The 19530-nt window shown below is 66.9% G+C and carries 26 protein-coding genes and 1 pseudogene; 13 read left to right on the forward strand and 14 right to left on the reverse strand.

Features of this window, described 5'->3' with window-relative positions; genetic code table 11:
- Positions 1 to 72: 72 nt before the first annotated feature.
- On the reverse strand, positions 73 to 513 hold the full coding sequence (locus C8258_RS23845; RefSeq protein ID WP_233225291.1) for a VOC family protein: 441 nt from the start codon (positions 511 to 513) through the stop codon (positions 73 to 75).
- 91 nt (positions 514 to 604) lie between these two features.
- Positions 605 to 1567, reverse strand: a complete 963-nt coding sequence (locus C8258_RS23850) for a YafY family protein (protein WP_106957067.1) — start codon at positions 1565 to 1567, stop codon at positions 605 to 607.
- A 61-nt stretch (positions 1568 to 1628) separates the two neighbouring features.
- On the opposite strand from C8258_RS23850, the gene C8258_RS23855 reads away from it, so the two are divergent.
- Complete coding sequence (locus C8258_RS23855) at positions 1629 to 2780, forward strand: epoxide hydrolase family protein (protein ID WP_106957068.1); 1152 nt, start codon at positions 1629 to 1631, stop codon at positions 2778 to 2780.
- A gap of 37 nt (positions 2781 to 2817) precedes the next feature.
- Here the strand turns inward: C8258_RS23855 and C8258_RS23860 are convergent, their stop codons facing one another.
- Positions 2818 to 3411: a TetR/AcrR family transcriptional regulator gene (locus tag C8258_RS23860; RefSeq protein WP_106957069.1), complete on the reverse strand. Its 594-nt coding sequence runs from the start codon at positions 3409 to 3411 to the stop codon at positions 2818 to 2820.
- Positions 3412 to 3481: 70 nt separating this feature from the next.
- Between C8258_RS23860 and C8258_RS23865 the strand changes: the two genes are divergently transcribed.
- The 4 genes from C8258_RS23865 (at position 3482) to C8258_RS23880 (ending at position 5516) form a co-directional block, all read left to right on the forward strand.
- On the forward strand, positions 3482 to 4375 hold the full coding sequence (locus C8258_RS23865) for an NADP-dependent oxidoreductase (protein WP_106957070.1): 894 nt from the start codon (positions 3482 to 3484) through the stop codon (positions 4373 to 4375).
- A gap of 141 nt (positions 4376 to 4516) precedes the next feature.
- Positions 4517 to 4774 (forward strand): type II toxin-antitoxin system Phd/YefM family antitoxin, encoded by a 258-nt coding sequence (locus C8258_RS23870; RefSeq protein WP_063012442.1) that lies wholly within the window; start codon positions 4517 to 4519, stop codon positions 4772 to 4774.
- A complete protein-coding gene (locus tag C8258_RS23875) occupies positions 4767 to 5036 on the forward strand; it encodes a Txe/YoeB family addiction module toxin (RefSeq protein ID WP_106957071.1) in 270 nt (89 codons plus the stop codon). Before C8258_RS23870 ends, C8258_RS23875 begins: the two co-directional genes overlap by 8 nt.
- A gap of 9 nt (positions 5037 to 5045) precedes the next feature.
- Positions 5046 to 5516 (forward strand): nuclear transport factor 2 family protein, encoded by a 471-nt coding sequence (locus tag C8258_RS23880; protein WP_233225292.1) that lies wholly within the window; start codon positions 5046 to 5048, stop codon positions 5514 to 5516.
- 6 nt (positions 5517 to 5522) lie between these two features.
- On the opposite strand, the gene C8258_RS23885 is transcribed toward C8258_RS23880, so the two are convergent.
- The 3 genes from C8258_RS23885 to C8258_RS23895 all read right to left on the reverse strand — a co-directional run bounded on the left by C8258_RS23885 (position 5523) and on the right by C8258_RS23895 (position 8067).
- Positions 5523 to 6464, reverse strand: a complete 942-nt coding sequence (locus C8258_RS23885; protein ID WP_106957111.1) for a sigma-70 family RNA polymerase sigma factor — start codon at positions 6462 to 6464, stop codon at positions 5523 to 5525.
- A gap of 10 nt (positions 6465 to 6474) precedes the next feature.
- Positions 6475 to 7665 carry an NAD(P)/FAD-dependent oxidoreductase gene (locus C8258_RS23890; RefSeq protein ID WP_106957073.1) on the reverse strand — a complete coding sequence of 397 codons (1191 nt, stop codon included), beginning with the start codon at positions 7663 to 7665 and terminating at the stop codon, positions 6475 to 6477.
- 96 nt (positions 7666 to 7761) lie between these two features.
- The gene (locus tag C8258_RS23895) at positions 7762 to 8067 is read right to left on the reverse strand and encodes a hypothetical protein (protein ID WP_146161316.1); all 306 of its coding nucleotides are present in this window, start codon (positions 8065 to 8067) and stop codon (positions 7762 to 7764) included.
- A gap of 249 nt (positions 8068 to 8316) precedes the next feature.
- Here C8258_RS23895 and C8258_RS32365 point away from each other — a divergent pair, with 249 nt between their 5' ends.
- Complete coding sequence (locus C8258_RS32365; RefSeq protein ID WP_146161317.1) at positions 8317 to 8517, forward strand: hypothetical protein; 201 nt, start codon at positions 8317 to 8319, stop codon at positions 8515 to 8517.
- Between the two features lie 37 nt (positions 8518 to 8554).
- On the opposite strand, the gene C8258_RS23900 is transcribed toward C8258_RS32365, so the two are convergent.
- Positions 8555 to 9199, reverse strand: a complete 645-nt coding sequence (locus C8258_RS23900) for a dihydrofolate reductase family protein (RefSeq protein WP_106957112.1) — start codon at positions 9197 to 9199, stop codon at positions 8555 to 8557.
- A 68-nt stretch (positions 9200 to 9267) separates the two neighbouring features.
- Between C8258_RS23900 and C8258_RS23905 the strand changes: the two genes are divergently transcribed.
- Positions 9268 to 9636, forward strand: coding sequence for a hypothetical protein (locus C8258_RS23905; protein WP_146161318.1), 369 nt, complete (start codon positions 9268 to 9270; stop codon positions 9634 to 9636).
- Between the two features lie 64 nt (positions 9637 to 9700).
- Here C8258_RS23905 and C8258_RS23910 read toward each other — a convergent pair whose 3' ends face one another.
- The gene (locus C8258_RS23910) at positions 9701 to 10012 is read right to left on the reverse strand and encodes an EthD family reductase (RefSeq protein WP_106957113.1); all 312 of its coding nucleotides are present in this window, start codon (positions 10010 to 10012) and stop codon (positions 9701 to 9703) included.
- Positions 10013 to 10143: 131 nt separating this feature from the next.
- Here C8258_RS23910 and C8258_RS23915 point away from each other — a divergent pair, with 131 nt between their 5' ends.
- Complete coding sequence (locus C8258_RS23915; RefSeq protein ID WP_106957076.1) at positions 10144 to 11040, forward strand: LysR family transcriptional regulator; 897 nt, start codon at positions 10144 to 10146, stop codon at positions 11038 to 11040.
- Between the two features lie 69 nt (positions 11041 to 11109).
- On the forward strand, positions 11110 to 12819 hold the full coding sequence (locus C8258_RS23920; protein ID WP_158271303.1) for a pentapeptide repeat-containing protein: 1710 nt from the start codon (positions 11110 to 11112) through the stop codon (positions 12817 to 12819).
- Positions 12820 to 13004: 185 nt separating this feature from the next.
- Here the strand turns inward: C8258_RS23920 and C8258_RS23925 are convergent, their stop codons facing one another.
- The 3 genes from C8258_RS23925 to C8258_RS23935 form a co-directional block, all read right to left on the reverse strand.
- Positions 13005 to 13433, reverse strand: coding sequence for a DoxX family protein (locus tag C8258_RS23925; protein ID WP_106957078.1), 429 nt, complete (start codon positions 13431 to 13433; stop codon positions 13005 to 13007).
- 220 nt (positions 13434 to 13653) lie between these two features.
- Positions 13654 to 14367 carry an SDR family oxidoreductase gene (locus C8258_RS23930; protein ID WP_106957079.1) on the reverse strand — a complete coding sequence of 238 codons (714 nt, stop codon included), beginning with the start codon at positions 14365 to 14367 and terminating at the stop codon, positions 13654 to 13656.
- Between the two features lie 90 nt (positions 14368 to 14457).
- Positions 14458 to 15174, reverse strand: coding sequence for a DsbA family protein (locus tag C8258_RS23935; RefSeq protein ID WP_106957080.1), 717 nt, complete (start codon positions 15172 to 15174; stop codon positions 14458 to 14460).
- Positions 15175 to 15348: 174 nt separating this feature from the next.
- Between C8258_RS23935 and C8258_RS23940 the strand changes: the two genes are divergently transcribed.
- The gene (locus tag C8258_RS23940) at positions 15349 to 15681 is read left to right on the forward strand and encodes a helix-turn-helix domain-containing protein (RefSeq protein ID WP_233225296.1); all 333 of its coding nucleotides are present in this window, start codon (positions 15349 to 15351) and stop codon (positions 15679 to 15681) included.
- Between the two features lie 280 nt (positions 15682 to 15961).
- Here C8258_RS23940 and ychF read toward each other — a convergent pair whose 3' ends face one another.
- Positions 15962 to 17041 carry a redox-regulated ATPase YchF gene (gene ychF, locus C8258_RS23945; protein WP_106957081.1) on the reverse strand — a complete coding sequence of 360 codons (1080 nt, stop codon included), beginning with the start codon at positions 17039 to 17041 and terminating at the stop codon, positions 15962 to 15964.
- Positions 17042 to 17273: 232 nt separating this feature from the next.
- On the opposite strand from ychF, the gene C8258_RS23950 reads away from it, so the two are divergent.
- Positions 17274 to 17711: a heme-binding protein gene (locus C8258_RS23950; protein WP_199195827.1), complete on the forward strand. Its 438-nt coding sequence runs from the start codon at positions 17274 to 17276 to the stop codon at positions 17709 to 17711.
- Between the two features lie 74 nt (positions 17712 to 17785).
- Here C8258_RS23950 and C8258_RS23955 read toward each other — a convergent pair whose 3' ends face one another.
- Positions 17786 to 18274 carry a heme-binding protein gene (locus C8258_RS23955; RefSeq protein ID WP_106957082.1) on the reverse strand — a complete coding sequence of 163 codons (489 nt, stop codon included), beginning with the start codon at positions 18272 to 18274 and terminating at the stop codon, positions 17786 to 17788.
- Between the two features lie 37 nt (positions 18275 to 18311).
- Between C8258_RS23955 and C8258_RS23960 the strand changes: the two genes are divergently transcribed.
- The gene (locus tag C8258_RS23960) at positions 18312 to 18752 is read left to right on the forward strand and encodes a MarR family winged helix-turn-helix transcriptional regulator (RefSeq protein ID WP_106957083.1); all 441 of its coding nucleotides are present in this window, start codon (positions 18312 to 18314) and stop codon (positions 18750 to 18752) included.
- A gap of 66 nt (positions 18753 to 18818) precedes the next feature.
- Positions 18819 to 19052, forward strand: a complete 234-nt coding sequence (locus tag C8258_RS23965) for a hypothetical protein (protein WP_106957084.1) — start codon at positions 18819 to 18821, stop codon at positions 19050 to 19052.
- A gap of 220 nt (positions 19053 to 19272) precedes the next feature.
- Here the strand turns inward: C8258_RS23965 and C8258_RS23970 are convergent.
- Positions 19273 to 19530, reverse strand: a pseudogene (locus tag C8258_RS23970) (TIGR03086 family protein); the annotation flags it as partial.

Below are 19530 nucleotides of genomic sequence, written 5' to 3' on the forward strand. Positions count from 1 at the left end.
ACTGTGCGGCGGACGGCTGATACGCCCCTGATGCCGGCCTGACACGACCGCTGATACGCCAGTTTTCCCTGGTCAGCCGATTTCCTCGGCCAAGCCGACGATGATCCCCTCGGGACCACGGACGTAGCAGAGCCGGAAGATCTGTTCGTACTGCTCCACCGTGCCGACGAGTTCGGCGCCGTGCGCACGCAGGCGGGAGATGACGTCGTCGATATCGTCGACGGCGAACATGATGCGGCGAATGCCGAGTGTGTTGGCGGGCGCGTGCTGCGGCTCGGACCGGATCGGTTGCGGCTCATGGAACATCGCGAGTTCCACCCGGCCGTGACCGTCGGGAGTTCGCAGCATCGCGACCTCCTGCCGCACATCGTCGACTCCGATGATGCGTTCCACCCACCGCCCCTCGACCGGCCCCTTGTTCTCCAGCTCCATACCGAGTTCGACGAAGAACGCGATCACCGCGTCGATGTCCTCGACCACGATGAGCACGTTGTCCATCCGCTTGATCGCCACAGTCTCTCCTCCGATCGCAGGCCCACCGCAGCAGGCGGGTACGCGAATAACGACGCGCCGACGGCCGGAAACTCATCGCCACGACCGGCGATCACTGTCCACCTGCAGCCCGGGTGAACCGGCCCGCGAGGGCCCGCAGATGTTCCACCAGTTCCGGCGGCGATTCGACCTCGAATTCCACATCGAGCATGCCGACCACCAGTGCCACCAAAGCGTAGGAGTCCGAACCCATTTCGAGTCGGCAGGTGTGCTCGTCGATCGGGGTGACCAGACCCTCGATGCGCCCGGCCAGTTGTTCGGCGGGGACGTGGACGCGCATGACCGAGCGGTACGGCCACATCGCGAAACCCATCGTGCGACGCAGATAGGCGACGACGTCGCCGTCGGGGGACGGACGGTGTGTGAAGCGCGGCCCGTTGGGGGTCCGCAGCGACATGCGGTCGACGCGGAAGGTGCGCCAGTCGGCCCGGTCGCTGTCCCAGCCGACGAGATACCACCGATGACTCCAATGCGCGATGCGATGCGGCTCCACGGTGCGCCGGGTGTCCTCGCCCGCATGACTGCGATAGTCGAAGCGCAGCGTTTCGGCGGCGCGAATGGCGGCGGAGATGGCGGTGAGCTGATCGGCGTCGACAGCGGGACCCGGATCGTAGCGGGGCGGCATGGCGACCACGGCGCCGCGCAGCGCGTCGACGCGGTGGCGCAGCCGGGCCGGAAGTACCTGCTCCACCTTGGTCAGCGCGCGCAGCGACGTTTCCTCGATGCCGGCGACATTGCCGGTGGTGTTGGTCTGCAGTCCGATCGTGACGGCCACCGCTTCGTCGTCGTCCAGCAGCAGCGGCGGGAGTGACGCACCGGCGCCGAGACGGTAGCCGCCCTCCGGTCCCATCACGCCGTGCACGGGATATCCCAATTCGCGCAGGCGTTCCACATCGCGCCGGACGGTGCGAGTGGTGACGTCGAGTCGCTCGGCCAGCTCCGTTCCGGTCCAGTCGCGATGTGTCTGCAACAGCGACAGCAATCGCAACAGCCGCGCCGGCGTGGTTTCGGGCATGGATCGATCATCCCGCACGAGTAGGACCGTTTCCGTCCTATACGCGGTGGATGCTCCTCTCATGACCGATACGCCGATCACCCCGTTCCGCATCGACATTCCACAGGAAGACCTGGACGAACTGCACTTTCGGCTCGCACGCACCCGATGGACCGATGCCCTGCCGGGCGTCGGCTGGTCGTACGGGGTCGATCGCGACTACCTGATCGAGCTGGCCGAGTACTGGCGCACCGGCTACGACTGGCGCGAACACGAGTCGAGATTGAACAAGGTCCCGCAGTTTCTCACCGAAATCGACGGGCAGACAGTGCATTTCATGCATGCTCGCTCTCCCGAACCCGACGCGACGCCACTGATCCTCACCCACGGCTGGCCCAGCACGCCCGCCGACTTCCTCGACATCCTCGGACCGCTGACCGATCCGCGCGCTCACGGCGGTGATCCGGCCGACGCGTTCCACGTGGTGGCACCGTCGGTACCGGGCTTCGGATTCTCCGGCCCGACTCACGAAACCGGTTGGGACGTACCGCGAATCGCGCGCACCTGGGCAACGCTGATGGAACGGCTCGGCTACGAACGCTACGGCGCCCAAGGGGGCGACTACGGCAGTCTCATCTCCCCCGCTCTGGGCCGGGTCGCACCGGACAAGGTGATCGGTGTGCACGTCAACGCGCTGGCCGATGCCGCGACCGCGACCGGGTCCGGCCGGGAACTCGACGAACTGTCGGAAGCGGACCGCGCGAAGGCCGTCGCGAACCAGCTGTGGTGGTACGGCCACAACGGCTATGCGACCCAGATGGCGTTGCGGCCGCAGACCATCGCCTACGCCCTCAACGACTCACCGGTCGGCCAACTCGCCTGGAATCTCGAATGGTTCGTCGACTGGGATCCGACGGCCACCGACCAAGCGCCGGTCGATCGCGACATCATCCTGACCGACGTCACTACCTATTGGCTCACCGGCACCGCCGGCTCCGCGGCCCGGATCTACCGGGAGTCCGGGGCGTCGTGGGGCAGCAAACCCGCGCCGTCGGGCGTACCCACCGCGGTCGCGAACTTCCGAGGCGACCGGGCCGTTCGCGGCTTGGCGGAGTCGGCCAACACGATCGTGCGCTGGAACGAGTACCCCGTGGGCGGCCACTTCGCTTCCCTCCAGGCGCCTGCGGAACTCGTCACCGATATTCGCGCATTCTTCCGCTCGGTCGCCGGCTGACCGACCGGGATCGATTCCGGTGCAGGCGGTAAATCGCTTATCCCGCAGCGGAATCGATTTTCGGCGCGACCGCCCACGCACCATCGATCATCGCGAAGATCTCGTCCACCGCGGCATCCGGATCGGCCGACTCGCGGGCCAGTGAGTAGGCGTCGATCACGAATCTCGCGATCGTCCGGCAGGCCGTCGGAGTGCGAGACAGATCGGGGTCCGCCGCGATGGCCGTCGCCAGCGACTCGGCGTGCCGCAGCCGCATCGACTCCTCGTACTGCCGCAGAGCGGGCGAGTCGTCGATCATGCGCCAGATCGGATCGGCGCCTTCCGCCGTGCAATGCCGGACCAGCGCGAGAATCTCGCGCCGCAGCACGGGCATGAGCGGCTCCCCCGCGGCCCGGTCGGTGACCGCCCGGGTGAGGCGCTGTTCGAAGTCGACGTCCCGCTCGAAAACCAGCGCTTCCTTCGAGGCGAAGTGGGAGAACAGCGTGGTCACCGCCACGTCGGCTTCGGCGGCCACATCCCGGATACCGACCGCGTCGTAGCCGCGCTCGAGGAAGAGCCGCAGCGCGGTATCGGCGATCTTCTGGCGGGTCGCGGCCTTCTTCCGCTCACGACGTCCGGTCGGCGCAGTCACCTCTGGATGCTATCAAGTATGAAAAACTAACAACTACAAAACACTAACCGTTAGTGTTATTGTCGTTCGCATGAAGAAGGTGAGTTTCGCCGAGTTCGGCGGCCCGGAAGTCCTGCAACTCGTAGACGCCGAGGAGCCGCACGCGGGCCCCGGGCAGATCCGCATCGCCGTGCGCGCGGCGGGCGTGAACCCCGTCGACTGGCGGATTCGCGAAGGGCAGTTCCAGCAGGCCCATCCGCTCGAGTTGCCCGCCGGAGTCGGACAGGACGCGGCCGGCGTGGTGGACGAAATCGGCGAGGGCGTAACGGGTTTCGCGATCGGTGACGCCGTATTCGGCGAAGGTTCGAGCACCTGTGCCGAGTTCGCAGTGCTGTCGGCGTGGGCCCGCATGCCCGACGGGCTCGCGTTCGAGGAAGCGGCCGGCTATCCGTCCGTGGTGGAGACGGCATTGCGCATCATCGACCAGGTGGGCGCGCGGCCCGGACACACCCTGCTGGTCAGCGGCGCGTCCGGCGGAGTCGGGTCGGCCGTGCTCCAGATCGCCCGCGAGCGCGGCATCACGGTGATCGGCACGGCCGGGGCGGCGAATCAGGACTACCTGCGCAGCCTCGGCGCCATCGCCACCACCTACGGCGAGGGCTGGGTCGATCGAGTACGCCGACTCGGCCGCATCGATGCGGCCCTCGACCTGGCCGGTTCGGGAATCATCCGCGAACTCGTCGAACTGACCGGAGATCCGCAGCGAGTGATCACCATCGCCGACCTCGGCGCACCGGAGTTCGGCGTCCGATTCTCCGGCGTAGCGGGAAGTATGCCGGACGCGCTCGGTGCGGCCGCCGACCTCATCGCGCGGGGAAAACTGCATATCCCGGTCGAGAAGTCGTACCCCCTCGCCGACGCCGCTGCGGCGCACATCGACAGCCAGGCCGGGCACACTCGCGGGCGACGAGTCATCGTCGTGTGAGCATTCGAGACTCGCAGCCTCGATCTCCTCGCCAGCACCGGCCGGGCCGGCGACGCCGAAGACCCTCTGGGTGGCGTACGTAGCGGTACGCCAGCGAATCTCTTGTACGATATCTTGTACAAGTTCGATGAAGGGGCCACTATGACCGCATTACCGATCTCCACCGTGCGCCAACAGCTGTTTTCGCTGGTACAGCAGGTCAACGACGACCACGACACGGTCACCGTGGTGACAAAGAGCGGCGAAAACGCGGTTCTGGTCGCGGAATCCGATTGGAATTCGATCCAGGAGACGCTCTACGTTCTCGCGACCCATGGCGGGGTTCGCTTGCTGGAGTCCGCGCGTGAAGCGCAACGAGGCGAGATCGAAGCGCGAGAGCTGCTGGACCCGGATGCCTGACCGCAAGCTGGTCTTCACGTCCTACGGCTGGGAGACGTACTCGTCGTGGCTTACTCGCGATCGAACGGTTTTGCGGGCGGCGAACAAACTGATCACCGCAGTCCTCGCCGACCCTTTCCGAGGTATCGGGAAACCCGGGCCACTCAAACATCAGCTCGCCGGAAACTGGTCGAGACGAATAACCCGGGAACATCGGTTGATCTACTACGTGACCGAGACCGAGATCGTCATCATCGGTGTGGGCGGTCATTACGACGATTGACGACCGAGCGTGACGACGAATTCTCGCCAGCAGACCGTCATGTCGACTACCAAGATCGGGGGCATGTCAGCGGATGTGATGACCACGTTACGAGCGTTCTATGCGGCCGAAGCGGCCTACCTCACGGAAGGCGCCGAGTTCGGGGAGATGGCTCGGCACCTGGCGTCCGATGTGGTCATGTATCAAGCAGCGAGCCTGCCCTACGGCGGTGAATGGCACGGACACGACGGCTTCCGGAAGTTCATCGCCGCGATGGGCGACAGCTGGGACGGTTTGTGGTTCGACGATCAGCAGTTCCTCAGCGACGGCGACCGGGTGGTCGTCCACAGCCGCGGCCGGTTGCGGGCGCGCCACACCGGTCGTGAACTGAAAACCTCACTGCTGCAATGGATCAGCTTCCGAGACGGGCTGATCACCGAATTCCGGCCCTACTATCACGACACCTCGGCGGTCCTGGCCGTTCTGGACGAGCAGGTATAGGCATGGCTACCACGATTCGATCAGCGGGGCATCGTGGTCCTGCCGCTGCCACTCCTCGGTGAGGCGGCCGAGCCGGTGCCGGGCGGCGATGCCGCGCACGCCCGCGATCTTGTCGTCGCGGACCTCCAGGATCAGCACACCCACGACGCGATCGTCGAGCGTGGCGAGCATGGCCGGGCAGCCGTTGACCACGGCGGCATGGATGGCCGGCGAGCCACCGGCGAGTTTGCGCTTGGCCGGAGAGGGTTTGAAGCCGGCCCGCACCGCGCCGGCGATCCGCTCCGGCGTCGTGTACCGGATGAGTTTCGCGGCCCATCCCAGGCCGGCGCCGTCGGAGACGCCGGTGGCGTCGGCGGTCAGCAACGCCACCAGCCGTTCGGTCCGGCCCGAGGAGGCGGCGGCGACGAACGCCTCGACGATCCGGCGCGCGGATGCGCGGTCGGTCTCGGTCGTCGCGCCGGCGGTGGCGATTCGGCGCCGTGCCCGATGGAGATATTGCTGACTCGCCGATTCGGTGATGTCGAGGATGTCGGCCGTCTCGGCGTGGCTGTACGAAAACGCTTCGCGCAGTACGTAAACGGCGCGTTCGATCGGCGACAGGCGCTCCATGAGCGTGAGTACCGCCAAGGTCACCGATTCGCGCTGCTCGACGGTCTCGGCCGGGCCCAGCATCGGATCGCCGTCGAGCAGCGGTTCGGGCATCCAGGCGCCGACCGCGCGTTCGCGCCGCACCGTTGCCGACCGGAGGCGGTCGAGCGCCAGGTTGGTGACGACCTTGGTCAGCCACGCCTCGGGCACCTCGACGAACTCCCGGTCGGCGGCCTGCCACCGCAGGAACGCCTCCTGCACCGTGTCCTCGGCGTCGGCGGCCGAGCCGAGTAGACGGTAGGCGAGCGAGGCCAGCCGACGCCGGCTGGCCTCGAAACGCGCCACGGTGGCGGTATCCATGAGCACGACCCTATGCGGCGACCACGCGCGGAGAAGGCTCGACGGCAGCGGCCGCGCGGTACTTGTGACTCGGCTTTCCGAAGGTCGGATGGCTCAGGGTCCAGGCGGCGGTGTCGAGAATCGTCGACTTGACGCGTGCGGCCGTCCGTCCGCACAGGGCCCACGACTTCGCGTGCGCATCGCCGTCGACCAACTGGAAGATCCCGTCCTTGCGGCCGAGGCTGATGTGGTTGCCGACATACGACAGCGAGGTCGTCGATATCTTGCGCCCGGTCCGGTCCCCGATGATCGCCGCGGTCGCCTGCATAGCGGTGAATCCGGCCGACGCGCAGGACATCGGCAACGGCCGGCCGTTCTCGCCGATGACGAAGACACTGTCACCGGCGACATAGACATCCGGATGCGAGACCGACCGCATCTGACGGTCGACGGTGATCTGACCGTTGGCGATCACCTCGAGGCCGCTCGCGGCGGCAATCGGGTGCACGGCGAAGCCCGCGGCCCACACGGTCGCGTCGGAGGCGAAAACTGTGCCGTCGGTGGCGACCGCGGCGTCCTCCTGGACGGACCCGATCGTGGTGTGTTCGTGCACCGAGATATCGAATCGCTCGAAGGCGCGCAGCAGGTGCCGGCGAGCTTTCGCGCCCAGCCAGCCGCCCAGCTCACCGCTGGTGACGAGACCGACGCGAAGTCCCGGGCGAGATTCGGCGAATTCGGTGGCGGCCTCGATCGCGGTCAGGTTTCCGCCGACGACCAGCACCTTCCCGTCTCCGCCCAACTCGTCGAGGCGGGTGCGCAGGCGCAGCGCGGACGGTCGCGCGGCCACATGGAAGGCATGCTCGTGGACGCCGGGAACCCCCTGATCGGCGGCGGTGCTGCCGAGCGCGTAGACGAGGGTGTCGTATCCGAGTCGGTCGATGCCGTCACCGTCGGCAACCGTCACTGTCCGGTCCTCGACGTCGACCGCGGTGACCCGTGCTACTCGCAATCGGACGCCCGTACCCGCGAACACCTCGGCCAGAGGCCGGTGGCGCAGCTCCTGCCCGGCGGCGAGCTGATGCAGCCGCAACCGCTCGACGAAATCGGGTTCGGCATTGACGACCGTGATCTCGAAGTCGTCCGGGTGCAGTTGGCGGGCCAGGTATCCGGCGGAGAAGGCTCCGGCATATCCGGCCCCGAGAACGACGATGCGGTGCTTCATGGTTCGCTCCTGTCTGGTTCACGTGCTCCCTGAACGAGACAGGGCGCGAATTCCTGACAGGAACGAATGGTGATGTGGGTCACCGCCGAGGATCGATCAGCCCTTGTTCGCCGGTTCCGCGAGCTCGGGGGGCCGTCCCGCATGCTGCGCCCGGATGCTCGCCTGCCATTTGTCGAAGTCGGCGCGCATCACAGAGATCTGACGTTCGAGCGCTTCCTGGGTCTCCGACCACCAGTGCTGCGCGGCATCCCGAAGTTCAGCCGCGGTCTTCTCGAACTCGTGCCCCTCATGTTCGAGAGTCGCGGTCAGCTTTTCCCGCCGAGCCTGCAATGCGGCACGGCTCTTGTCCCGAGCCCCGGCGGAGGAGTCTTCGAACTCCTTCACTCGGACCGCGAGATCCATCAGTGATTCCGACAACGGTTTCATATTCATGCCCTCTCGAAGCGGTGCGATCCTCGGCAGGATCCCGGTTGTCGCTGTCCAGCGTCGCCGCTTCGCTCGGCCGGACCAAGGGCAGAACGTCCTTTGATGTCCCGCGATAGAGATGGCCTTCGGCCCGGCCGGGTCCTCGCGGAAGCGCAGGTGGGGAATGCTCCGGCCGGCACCGGGTATGCGCGAGGCAAGAACAGTCGTCCGATGAGGAGTAGTCCGATGTCAGGAATTGCGACCCAACTGGGGCATCGAATATCGGCCGCGGCACATTCGGCCTGGGCGATGGTCCACCATCCCCGCCGCGAACCGAACACCGATCTCGCCGCCGAACACCACTCGACCACGAGCGACCCGACCGGCGGGCCCGGGCAGGGCGAACCCGAGTCCTCGCCCCGCGGGCTCGGGGGCATGGACTTCTAGTTGCTCTGTCCGCGGTGCCGGCGTTCGATCACTGCCGTCAGCGACGCCAGAACAGATGGTGCGTCACGCCACTCGGGCTCGGCACCCGTTCCAAGTGAAAGCGGTCCGTCAGTTCGTCCGGGCTGGTCCACAATTTTTCGCCGCCGCCGAGTTCGACCGGCGCGACGGCGATGTGCATCTGATCGATGAGATCCGCGTCGAGGAAATCGCGGATGGTGGAGACGCCACCGCCGATACGCACATCCGAGCCGTCGGCAGCTTCGAATGCCTTCTCCAGAGCCTCTTTCGGGGACGCATCGACGAAATGAAACGTGGTGTCCCCCAGCACGATAGAGGGCCGCGGATAGTGGGTGAGAACGAATACCGGCGTACGAAACGGCGGTTCATCACCCCACCACCCCTGCCACTCGTAGTTCTCCCACGGCCCGCGCTGCGGACCGAATTTGTTGCGCCCCATGATCTCCGCGCCGATGTTGTTGCGATAGTCACGAGTGAAGTAATCGTCGAGGCCGTAGGTTCCACCCGCCTCGGTACGGGTGGGCCAGTGCGCCGTGGGGCCACACCACGCGAACAGCGCGCTCGGATCGGCCTGCCCGAAAGGCCGTTCCAGACTCTGCCCTTCCCCGGCCCCGTAGCCGTCGCTGGAGAGGTTGAAGTTCTGCACACGAACCACCTGTGACATCGACACCCTTTCCGATTGCAATGCGCAACCAGTTGAAGGTACCGATACTGCTCTCATTTTGCAATCAGTTGCGCTCGGCTACAGCCACACTGCTACCGCTGGTCGCCCCGATGGGCCTGGCCGCGCGTATGAGCGCCGACCAGCATGCCGAGATCCAGATCGAGGCCCATGAGCTGCATGCCGCCCTCGGCCCCATCCTCGACAGCATGAGCCGCCCGGTCCGGTACGTGGCCGCCTCGGCCGAGACCGTCTACGACAAGGGCGGTGAGCTGGAGCAGATGCGCCGCACCCTCGACCCGTACCTGGACCGGAACCCGAACCTGAAGGTCAGCGCGAGAGTCACCAGTGACCACGGCAAGATCCTGCGTAAGGACTCCCCCGCGGTCGCCGACGCGGTCCGGGAGATCGTCGCGCTCCTGGAGTACAAGGAGAGCTGACGATACCGAACTCTTTGGCACGCAACGGCATCCGCGCGCCGGCGCCGCACTCGGCGGTCGTCCCTCAGATGGTGCCCTCATGCACCGGATAGTCGATGACGACCACACCGCCGGTGGCGTAATTGACGACATCGGCGGCCGCCCGCCGGCCGTACTGTGACGCCCGCATCGCGGCCAGGGCGGCGGCGTCAGCGAAGTCGGCTTCGAAGACCGCGAAATACGACGCTTCTCCGTTGGTCGCCGCCACGTCGAAGCTGTAGCGCCACCCGAGAAGGCCGGGCCACTTCGTGACCAGCGGAAGGTGATTGGTCACGTAGTAGTCGCGGAAGTGGTCAGGGTCGGCGGGCTCGGGATACAGGACTACCAACTTATGCATGACTGCCTCCTGCATCTACCACGGTCGATTGAAACGTCATATGCGCAGGTTAGGGCTTGATGTGTGGTCGAGGGAAAGACCGGTACGCGATAGACTCAGAACAAATCGTTATCAATCGGCAGGGAGGGCATGTGGCGCCGGATACGGTGAGCCTGCGGTACTTTCTGGTGCTGGCGCAGGAACTGAACTTCACCCGCGCGGCCGCACGGATCGGTATCGCGCAGCCCGCACTCAGTGCCCGGATGCGCCGATTGGAGGCGGAGCTCGGTACGAGCCTGCTGGTTCGCACCACGCGTAGTGTCGTATTGACCACGGCCGGTGCGGCTTTGGCGGAGTCCGCGCCGCCTGCGCTGGCGGCGCTGGACCGGGCGTGGGACACCGCCCGGAAAGCAGGGGCCGGTGAACTGGGCACGCTGCGCATCGGATACAGCGTCAGCACGGGGGCCGAGACGGCACCGGCCTTGGTGGACAAGCTCATTCGCAGCAGCCCGGGACTCGAGGTCGGCGCGGTACCGATGTCGACACCGGAGATCTCCCCCGCGGTCGCCGACGGCCGCATCGATGCGGGGATCACCCGTGGTGAACAGCCGGGTCGTGGCGTGCGCCGGTTCCCGCTGCGGCGTGAGCGCGTCGGGGTCCAACTGGCACAGCACCATCCGCTGGCCGAATACCCGGAGATCGAGATCGCCGATGCGGCCGCATATCCGCTGCGACTCCCCGACCGTGCGGCCAACCCGGTGATCCACGATCAGCTGTCCGCACTGTTCCGCGACACCAGCCCCCGATTCCACACACCCGCAGTCTCTTTCGATATCTCTCAGCGCGACCTCCACGACGGGCTCACCCTCGCCCCGGCCGGTGAAGTAGCGGTCACGACACAACCGGCCGGTCTCACGTGGCGACCGCTGCGGGGCGCCCCCACCTTGACCATCCACCTGGTCCTCCCGCGCGTGCAGTCACCACTACACCGGCGCATCCGTACCCTCGCCAAAACCCTTGCCCACGAGCTGCACTGGCTGCCGGACTGACGCGCAGCAGGTCCGGCAGATTGCCTACGGTCGATGGCGCTTACCTTCGGTATCGAGCAGAATCGTGCAGTGACCAGGAGGGTGAGCGCGCTTCGCGCACAGGCACATACGAGACCGGCCGCGGTGCGCGCAGCGTTGACCAAGGAATCGCGCGCGGCATTCAGCCGCCGGGCGGGACGAATACAGCTGTTCCCCGCGGTCACCGCGGCGCTGCTCGCCGGACTGGCTGTCGCCTTCGCAGCCTACGGATTCCTACGCTGGATCACCCCCGTCGATGCGACCAAGCAAGCCGCCGAAATCGATATCACTCGTGTCGCATTGACCGTCGTCGCCGGTGTCGGCGGCGTGGTCGCCCTGGTCATCGCCTACCGGCGTCAACGCGATCTGGAACAGAGCCGGTTCGTCGAACGCTTCGGCGCCGCAGCCGCCCAACTCGGCGCGACAGACGTCGCGGTCCGAATCGCCGGGGTCTACGCGATGGCCGGTGTCGCCGATGGATCCGACGGCCCGCGCCGCCAGCAATGTATCGACGTGCTGTGCGGATACCTCCGCTTGCCCTACAGCCCGGAACTCGGTGCCAACCACCAGAGCAAACTGGTCGTCAAGCAGCACCGCGCGACGGCGGACAACACCCACGCCGACGACCGGGAACACCACCACGAATATCGACACAATGACCGAGAAGTCCGGGCAACCATCGTCCGTGTCATTACCGACCACCTTCGGCCCACGGCCGCATACAGCTGGTCAACAGCCGATTTCGACTTCCGCACGGCCTATCTCGAGAACGTCGATTTCAGCCGTGCACAGTTCTCGGGTGCTGCTCGGTTCGGCGGCGCGACCTTTTCGGGCGACGCCTGGCTCGGTAGCGCGACCTTCGCCGGCAATGCCGAGTTCGACGGCGCAACGTTCTCCGGCAACGCATGGTTCGACGACGTAACCTTCTCTGGCAACGTTCATTTCGACGGCGCAACATTCTCCGGCAGCGCCCATTTCGAGGGCGCGACTCTGTCCGGAAGCTCCCGGTTCGACAAGGCAACCTTCGCCGAGAACGCCTCGTTCGCCGGTGCGAGCTTCTCCGCCGACGCCCGGTTCGGCGGCGCCACCTTCGCCTGCGACGCCCACTTCGGTGGGACGACCTTCTCCGGCAACGCCCGGTTCGACGGCGTAACCTTCTCCGGCAACGGCCATTTCGACGACGCAACATTTTCCGGCAACGCGCGGTTCGGCGATGCAACCTTCGCCCGCGACGCCCGGTTCGACGGCGCGACCCTGTCCGGCAATGCCCGGTTCGGCGACGCGTCCTTCGCCGGTGACGCAGGATTCGGCGGCGCCACCTTCGCCGGCAAAACAGGATTCGACAGCGTGACCTTTTCCGGCGACGCGGAGTTCGGCGAGGCGAGCTTCTCCGGCAACGCCGAGTTCGGTGACGCAACCTTCGCCGGCAAAACAGGATTCGTCGGCACCACCTTCGCCGGCGACACAGGATTCGGCGGCGCCACCTTCGCCGGCAACGCCCGATTCGACGGTGCGTCCTTCGCCGGCAATACATGGTTCGGCAGCGCGACCTTCACCGGTAAGGCGCGGTTCGACCGTGTGACTTTCGCCGGCGACACCCGGTTCGACGAGGCCGACTTCGGTAGCGACACCATCTCGTTCGATGAACCGAGGCAGTGGGGACCTCCGACACCTGTATTCGACTGGAGCCAAGACCACAGTCGAAAGCCCAGCAATATCGAACCGCAGGATTGGCCGCCCGTTGTCGCGGCAAGTCACTAGCCGGCCGCGAAACCAAAACTGTCATTACATGATTCGGAGGGTCACGGGTGGGCGACCCGATCCGGGGACGTCCGCCCCGCGACTCCGATGAGACAGCCCGACCAACCCGAGCGAACCGTCCCCCGTAACGCGCAACGCGGCTACCGGCGGCTGGGTGCCGCCGGTAGCCGGGCGTTATGCGCGGGTCATCGCTTGATCAGCGCGCCCAAGGCGGTGATCGAGGCCCGGCGTTCGTAGGCGATCCAGGCGAAGATCGCCGTGAGCGCCAGCGGGAAGGGAGCCAACTCCGGGGTGCCGGCCAGGAAGGCATTGAAGCCGGCGGCGAGGAAGGTGACGATCGCCAGGCCGATCGCGGCGGCCGCGGTCAGGCGGGGCACCATGAGTCCGATCCCGCCCGCGACCTCGGCGAGACCGATGAAGACCAGCAGCGCCAACGGGATCGAGAAGGCGGTGGCGTTGTTTTCCATCAGGGTCTGCGGGATGACAAGCTTCGGGCCGCCGGAGGCGATGATGAAGAACAGACCGAGCACGATCTGCAGGGACCACAGGACGCGGTTGCGGATCTTGCCGGGGCGGACGGCGGCGGTGGTCTCGGTGGCGGTGACGGCGGTCATTTCATGTTCCTTCTGGGTCGGTCGCACCGGGTTGGTGGCGCGTTCACCAGTACCGACGGGGGCGGTCCGGAAAACTCATCGCCGCGGTCGAAAGAATCTGCACCGCGCCATCGGGACCGGATGTGCGCGGTGTCTCCGGGCAGAGCCGCTCCCCGCACTGTCCTGCCGAACGTGGTGTGCGGGGGCTTGTCTACCGCGGGTGAGCTGAACGAGCGGGGCGTCATCGGACCGGGGGTTCGGGGTGGATCTGCTCGATGCGGTCGCGCTTGGTGTACATCTCCCAGTAGTGGTCGGCGAGGTCATCGGGGTCCACGAGCGGCCCGGCCGTGTCGGGCATGGCCGCGGCGGCGATCTCGCCCATGTCGCTGCCGGCGATGAAGGCAGCGATGGAGAGAGTTCCGGCGTAGGCGCCGATCGCGGAAAGTTCACCGTTGAGCGAGTACAGCCAGTTACGGGCGGCTGCCATCAGCGGACCCACACCGCTCAGGTACGGACGCGGCTCGACCGCGGTGTAGCCGGTGGTCATGAGGAACGCGCCGTCGCCGCGTTCGGTCCACTCCGCCAGCACGGCGCGGAGAACCTCGACCGGGGTGAGCAGCAGCAGTGGGCTGTCCTTGCGCAGCGTGGCCGCGTCGACTCGGGCCGCTGGGCTGAATGCTTGCTCGCCGCTGATCGGCCCGTACTCGATCACATCGATGCGCCCGAAGTGGTCGCGGATGGCCTGGACCGTAGCGGGGACCTGCTCGGGCTCGGACAGGTCGGCGGTGAAACCGGCCGCGTCGATGCCCTCGGCCTTCAGTTGCCCGACGAGCGCGTCGAGGCGCTCTTTGCCGCGGGCGACAAGCGCCACGCTGAAGCCCTCGCGGGCGAAGCGGCGCGCGACCGACGCGCCCAGGCCCTTGCCGGCGCCGAAGATGGCGATCACCTTGGACATGGATGGTCTCCTCTGAATTGTTCGGATTGCGGGTGGGTGGTCGGGCGGTACAGAGGCTCGGGTGCCGCGCGGGGACGGCATGGGGCCGCGTCAGCCGCGCTCGGGCAGCGCACAGCCATCCGGGCCGCAGGCCGGGGCATCGCCGGCGTCGGGGGTGAGGGCGAGAGGATGGGTCTCGTCCCAAGCCTTGCGGAGCACCTCGAGCAGGCTGTCACCATCCTGGGCGCCGGGGACGCCGTAACGGCCTTCGATGACGATGAACGGAGCGCCGCGCGCACCGAGGCGCCGGGCGCGGGCCGCGTCATCGCCGACCCGCCGGCGGTAGCGGTGATCGGTGAGGGCCTGACGAGTCTGCTCGCGGTCGAGCCCGAGTTCGTCGGAAAGCCCCAGGAGATCGCCCAGGGAGAAAACCGGTTCGGCCTTGCCGAAGTAAGTCCGGAAGATCGCCGCCCAGGCCTCGCGGTTCCGGCCCTGCGCGGAGGCATGCGCGAGGAACTCGTGCGTCAGGTCGGTGTTGCCCGCCACGTTGTCCAGAACCTGGTACGGGCTCAGGCCCTCACCGGCGGCCAACGCCTCTATCCGCCGGGTCGAGGCCTCGGCCTGGCTGCCGCTCACACCGTGCTGACGCAGCAGGGCCTCGCGGACGGAGAAGGTGCGCCCCTCGGGGAAGCTGCTGCTCAGCGGAAACGAATGGTGGACCACCTCCACCTCGTCGCGGTGCTCGAACCTCTCGACGGCCCGCTCCAGGCGGTAGTTGCCCAGCCCGCACCACGGGCAGGTCACCTCGGACCAGATCTCGACCTTCATGACGCACCTCCAATTCCTACCTTTTGTTCGTAACGCCATAATGGACCAGTATCGGAGGCGCTACAAAAGGCACACCGGTGTGCGTGACGGAGAGGAATGTGCGTCATGGACGTCACCGACAGCACGGGAGCGGCAGCGACAGCAGGCCCGTGCGCGAACATCCCCGCCGAACACATGGACTTCATCCGCCAGGTCCTCGACCGCGTCGGCGACAAATGGAGCCTGCTCGTCATCGCCGTACTCGACGCCGGTCCCCTGCGCTACAAAGACCTGCAACACCAAGTCCCCGGTATATCCCAGCGCATGCTCACCCTCACCCTGCGCCAGCTCCAGCAGGACGGCCTGATCGCCCGCACCGCCTACGCCGAGGTCCCGCCGCGAGTGGAATACGCCCTCACCTCACTCGGCCGCGGGCTCCACGAGATCGTCACCTCACTGATCGGCTGGGCCGCCGACCATCACGACGAAATCCGCGACCACCGCGCAAAAGCCATCGCCGCGCCCTGAGCGCAATCCTGAAACCCTCTGCAGTACGTGTTCCACTTCCTTGTCCGGGACCGTCCGCCGGAGCCGACCGCCCCAAGCGGTAGAGCCGGCCCATCGTGTCCGCGTAACCCCGCGAGCGGTGTCCGGTTTCGTGCTCACGAGACCCGCGCACCGAACCGGCCATCGCACGGCGCCGGCGAAACGACTGCACCCCCACCCGAATACCGGAAGGGGGCCTCAGCAAAGTCTCTACCAGGAGCGATACAGGCGCCGCCCCTACTTCTTCCCAGACGCTGATCCGCTATACGTTGAAGCGGAACTCGACGACATCCCCGTCGTGCATGACGTAGTCCTTACCTTCCATCCGCACCTTGCCCGCGGATTTGGCGGCGGCCATGGAACCGGCCTCGACGAGATCGTCGTACGCCACGATTTCGGCCTTGATGAAGCCGCGTTCGAAGTCGGTGTGGATGACGCCTGCCGCCTTGGGGGCGGTGTCGCCCTGGTGGATGGTCCACGCGCGGGCTTCTTTGGGGCCGGCGGTGAGGTAGGTCTGGAGGCCGAGGGTGTGGAAGCCGGCTCGGGCCAGGGCGTGGAGGCCCGGTTCGGTTTGGCCGATGGATTCGAGGAGCTCCAGCGCGGATTCGGCGTCCAGCTCCAGGAGTTCGGCTTCCACCTTGGCGTCGAGGAAGACCGCATCGGCCGGGGCGACAGCGGCTTTCAGTTCGGCGACGCGGGCGTCGTCGGTCAGGACGGACTCGTCGGCGTTGAAGACGTAGAGGAACGGCTTGGTGGTGAGCAGCGACAGTTCGCGCAGGAGGTCGGCGTCGAGTTTGTCGCGGACGGCGTAGAGGGTCTTGCCCTCGTTGAGGAATTCCTGGGCCTGCTTGGCGGCGTCGGCTACCGGCTTGCGGTCCTTCTTGACCTTGGCTTCCTTGTCCAGGCGGACGACCGCCTTCTCCAGGGTCTGCAGGTCGGCGAGGATGAGCTCGGTTTCGATGACCTCGATATCGCTGAGGGGGTCGACCTTGCCGTCGACGTGGACCACGTCGTCGTCGGCGAAGACGCGGACCACCTGGCAGATGGCGTCGGCTTCGCGGATGTTGGCGAGGAACTTGTTGCCCAGGCCCGCACCCTCGGAGGCGCCCTTGACGATGCCGGCGATGTCGACGAAGGAGACCGTCGCGGGGACGATGCGCTCGGAGCCGAAGATCTCGGCGAGCTTGTCCAGCCTCGGGTCGGGCAGCGGCACCACGCCGACGTTCGGCTCGATGGTGGCGAAGGGGTAGTTCGCCGCGAGCACGTCGTTGCGGGTCAGCGCGTTGAACAGCGTCGACTTTCCGACGTTGGGCAGGCCGACGATACCGAGGGTGAGACTCACGAGTGCAAGAGTCTACGCGGCGCACCTTCGGCGACCGAATCTGCCCAGGTCGCGACCAGTGCATGGAGTGCCACAACCCGCGGACCCGAGCGCCTCGCGGGCGGCCGCTCAGGAGGTGGCGGCAACGCGGGACGGCCCTGCGACGCGGCGCACAAACATACACTGCCGCAAAGGATTAGGCGTCTCACACCGCCGCCCGCACTCCGTGACGACACCCGGCTAAGGTCGACCCATGGCGCAGATCCCTCGACTTCCCGGATTGGGCTTGGCCGATGCCGATTGGCTGGTGACCGCGGCCCTGACGGTCGCCTCCGAACACCGATTTCCGCCGCTGGCGGTGGCGGTGACCGATGTGAGCGGCGCGGTGATTGCGCTGCGGCGGGCAGACGGTGGGATGCCGATGACGAGTCGCCTCGCGGTGGCCAAGGCGCGCACCGCACTCCTGACGCTGCATCCCTCGGGACAACTCCCGTTGCCGGGCGAGATCGTCGACAGCATTCAGCATCTCTACGACGGCGACTACATCCCCTTCGCGGGTGGGGTGCTCGTCACCGAGAACGGTGTGATTCTCGGGGCCGCCGGGGCCTCGGGGGCGCACGCGACACAGGACGAAGAGGCCGTACAGGTCGCCGTGCAGCGGTGGCACGAAAACCGTTCGCACGCAGCCTGATCGGGCACATGGCCATGCTCTCGTAGCCGGGGAAGCATGGAGATCGGACCATGCGACCGAAAGACCGCTCTCGGCTATACCGGGCCGGGCGCCGGTCGAGTCGGTACACCCAGCCCGAACTCGGCGCACTCGTCGTCCTGTTCGGGCCGCCCGCCACTGACCGCGACCGCGCCGAGTACGACGCCGTCGCGACGAATCAGCCGCGAGCCCGCGCCCGCCACGATCGGTGTGGGCGCCAGCTGATCGACGCGATCGAAGAGGGCGGGCCAGGCCTTCTGAAGCTGCTGCAGTTCACCGCCGTCGCGATGGAACAGGGCGACGCCGGCCGCCTTCGCGGGGGCGATCCGGGCCGAGAGCGGTGGCGCACCGTCCATCCGATCCAGCACTCGCACGTGCCCTCCCTCGTCCACGACGGCCACGGTCACCCTTGCATCCAATTCCGCAGCGCGAGAACGTATCCGAGCACTGATGGCGTGCGCCTCATCCAGCGTGAGCAACATCTTCTCCACCTCCGATAATCGTTGGGGCAACCAACGGTTTACCCAGGCGACGCTACGCCACATTCGTTGGCCTGTCCAACGAATCCACTAGACTTCACGTATGGACGACACGCCCGCACGCCTGCGCGGCAAACCGAGCTGGCTGGTCAGCAAGACCGCAGCACTCGCCCAGCGGCATATCGGAGAAGCCATGTCGGCGGTCGGCGCCCGCGGCTACCACTTCGCGATTCTGGCCGCGCTCGACGAGTTCGGGGCCGCCAGCCAGGTGGCGATCGGCCAGCGGTGCCGCATCGACCGCAGCGATATGCACGCCATGCTGACCGAGCTCGAGGCGCAGAAATACGTTGCGCGAAACCCGGATCCGAACGACCGCCGCCGCAACCTGATCACCCTCACCACAGCCGGCGAACGACGACTGCACGAACTGGACGCCGCATTGACTAGCGTCCAGGACGAGATATTCGGCGGACTGACAACGGCAGAGCGCGACCGCCTGATCCGGCTGCTGACTCGCGTGCTGGACCGGCAGGGGAACGACTAGCAGAACCGGCCGAGCATGCCAGCCGACCACGGGTAGTCCCTACTGTCTGCGAGTTACCATTGCGCCATGGTCCTGCGCGGTATCGACTGCCCCGACCTCCCCGAATACATGACGTGGGAGGAACTGGAACGGCTTCCGGGTGACGTGGCGGATCAGATCGAGCTCTGGGAAGGGCGGATCGTGTGGTTGCCCCGCGGCCCACGTGAGCATCAGCGCTTCACCCGCCGGCTGACGAACGAATTCGAGCGCTGTGCGCGGGAAGACGTGAGCCTGCGCCCGGATCGATGTACTGGGAAGTGACGCTTCAACGCGACGTGAGTTCGATCGACGTCGTTCGCGCCTATGGGCTCGAAGTCGGTCACGCGCGGCTGCCGGACGGTGTGACGCCGTTACGACCAGCCCTGGTCTGCCCTCGCCTTCTGAATCCGCCTTCCGCATTCCTTACAGAGTGCCCGAACGGGGCGTGCCGGCTATCGCGTGTCGGCACGAAACCCGTTCTCGCGGAGGATAACCAGCAGACTCAGCCGCGCGGGTTGCGGCCGAGGTAGCGCAGGAGGGTGTCGGCGGGGGCGTCGCCGGGCTCGGCATCCAGCACCGCCGCGTAGGCGCCCCACTGGCGCAGCGGTTCGATCAGATCGGTTGCGGCAGTGAGGAGATGGGTGGCCAGGATATCGGTGAGCGGGGACGGCCGGCCGGTGGCGATCGCGATGTCCCAGGCGTGGACGGCGGCGTCGAGGGCGGCCATGACGGCGGCGACGGGGGTCGGGAGGGCGCCGTG

It is taken from the genome of Nocardia sp. MDA0666, from assembly GCF_003023875.1.
Taxonomy (GTDB): Bacteria; Actinomycetota; Actinomycetes; order Mycobacteriales; family Mycobacteriaceae; genus Nocardia; species Nocardia aobensis.

Bases quoted from the DNA above. Each gene is read 5' to 3' on its own strand.
- C8258_RS23890 (WP_106957073.1), bottom strand. From the start codon at position 7,665: ATGAAGCACCGCATCGTCGTTCTCGGGGCCGGATATGCCGGAGCCTTC.
- C8258_RS23950 (WP_199195827.1), top strand. From the start codon at position 17,274: ATGGCGCAGATCCCTCGACTTCCCGGATTGGGCTTGGCCGATGCCGAT.
- C8258_RS23855 (WP_106957068.1), top strand. From the start codon at position 1,629: ATGACCGATACGCCGATCACCCCGTTCCGCATCGACATTCCACAGGAA.
- C8258_RS32365 (WP_146161317.1), top strand. From the start codon at position 8,317: ATGTCAGGAATTGCGACCCAACTGGGGCATCGAATATCGGCCGCGGCA.
- C8258_RS23940 (WP_233225296.1), top strand. From the start codon at position 15,349: ATGGACTTCATCCGCCAGGTCCTCGACCGCGTCGGCGACAAATGGAGC.
- C8258_RS23930 (WP_106957079.1), bottom strand. From the start codon at position 14,367: ATGTCCAAGGTGATCGCCATCTTCGGCGCCGGCAAGGGCCTGGGCGCG.
- C8258_RS23935 (WP_106957080.1), bottom strand. From the start codon at position 15,174: ATGAAGGTCGAGATCTGGTCCGAGGTGACCTGCCCGTGGTGCGGGCTG.
- C8258_RS23875 (WP_106957071.1), top strand. From the start codon at position 4,767: ATGCCTGACCGCAAGCTGGTCTTCACGTCCTACGGCTGGGAGACGTAC.
- C8258_RS23910 (WP_106957113.1), bottom strand. From the start codon at position 10,012: ATGCATAAGTTGGTAGTCCTGTATCCCGAGCCCGCCGACCCTGACCAC.
- C8258_RS23895 (WP_146161316.1), bottom strand. From the start codon at position 8,067: ATGGATCTCGCGGTCCGAGTGAAGGAGTTCGAAGACTCCTCCGCCGGG.
- C8258_RS23865 (WP_106957070.1), top strand. From the start codon at position 3,482: ATGAAGAAGGTGAGTTTCGCCGAGTTCGGCGGCCCGGAAGTCCTGCAA.
- C8258_RS23955 (WP_106957082.1), bottom strand. From the start codon at position 18,274: ATGTGGCGTAGCGTCGCCTGGGTAAACCGTTGGTTGCCCCAACGATTA.
- C8258_RS23965 (WP_106957084.1), top strand. From the start codon at position 18,819: ATGGTCCTGCGCGGTATCGACTGCCCCGACCTCCCCGAATACATGACG.
- C8258_RS23960 (WP_106957083.1), top strand. From the start codon at position 18,312: ATGGACGACACGCCCGCACGCCTGCGCGGCAAACCGAGCTGGCTGGTC.
- C8258_RS23850 (WP_106957067.1), bottom strand. From the start codon at position 1,567: ATGCCCGAAACCACGCCGGCGCGGCTGTTGCGATTGCTGTCGCTGTTG.
- C8258_RS23900 (WP_106957112.1), bottom strand. From the start codon at position 9,199: ATGTCACAGGTGGTTCGTGTGCAGAACTTCAACCTCTCCAGCGACGGC.
- C8258_RS23925 (WP_106957078.1), bottom strand. From the start codon at position 13,433: ATGACCGCCGTCACCGCCACCGAGACCACCGCCGCCGTCCGCCCCGGC.
- C8258_RS23885 (WP_106957111.1), bottom strand. From the start codon at position 6,464: ATGGATACCGCCACCGTGGCGCGTTTCGAGGCCAGCCGGCGTCGGCTG.
- C8258_RS23870 (WP_063012442.1), top strand. From the start codon at position 4,517: ATGACCGCATTACCGATCTCCACCGTGCGCCAACAGCTGTTTTCGCTG.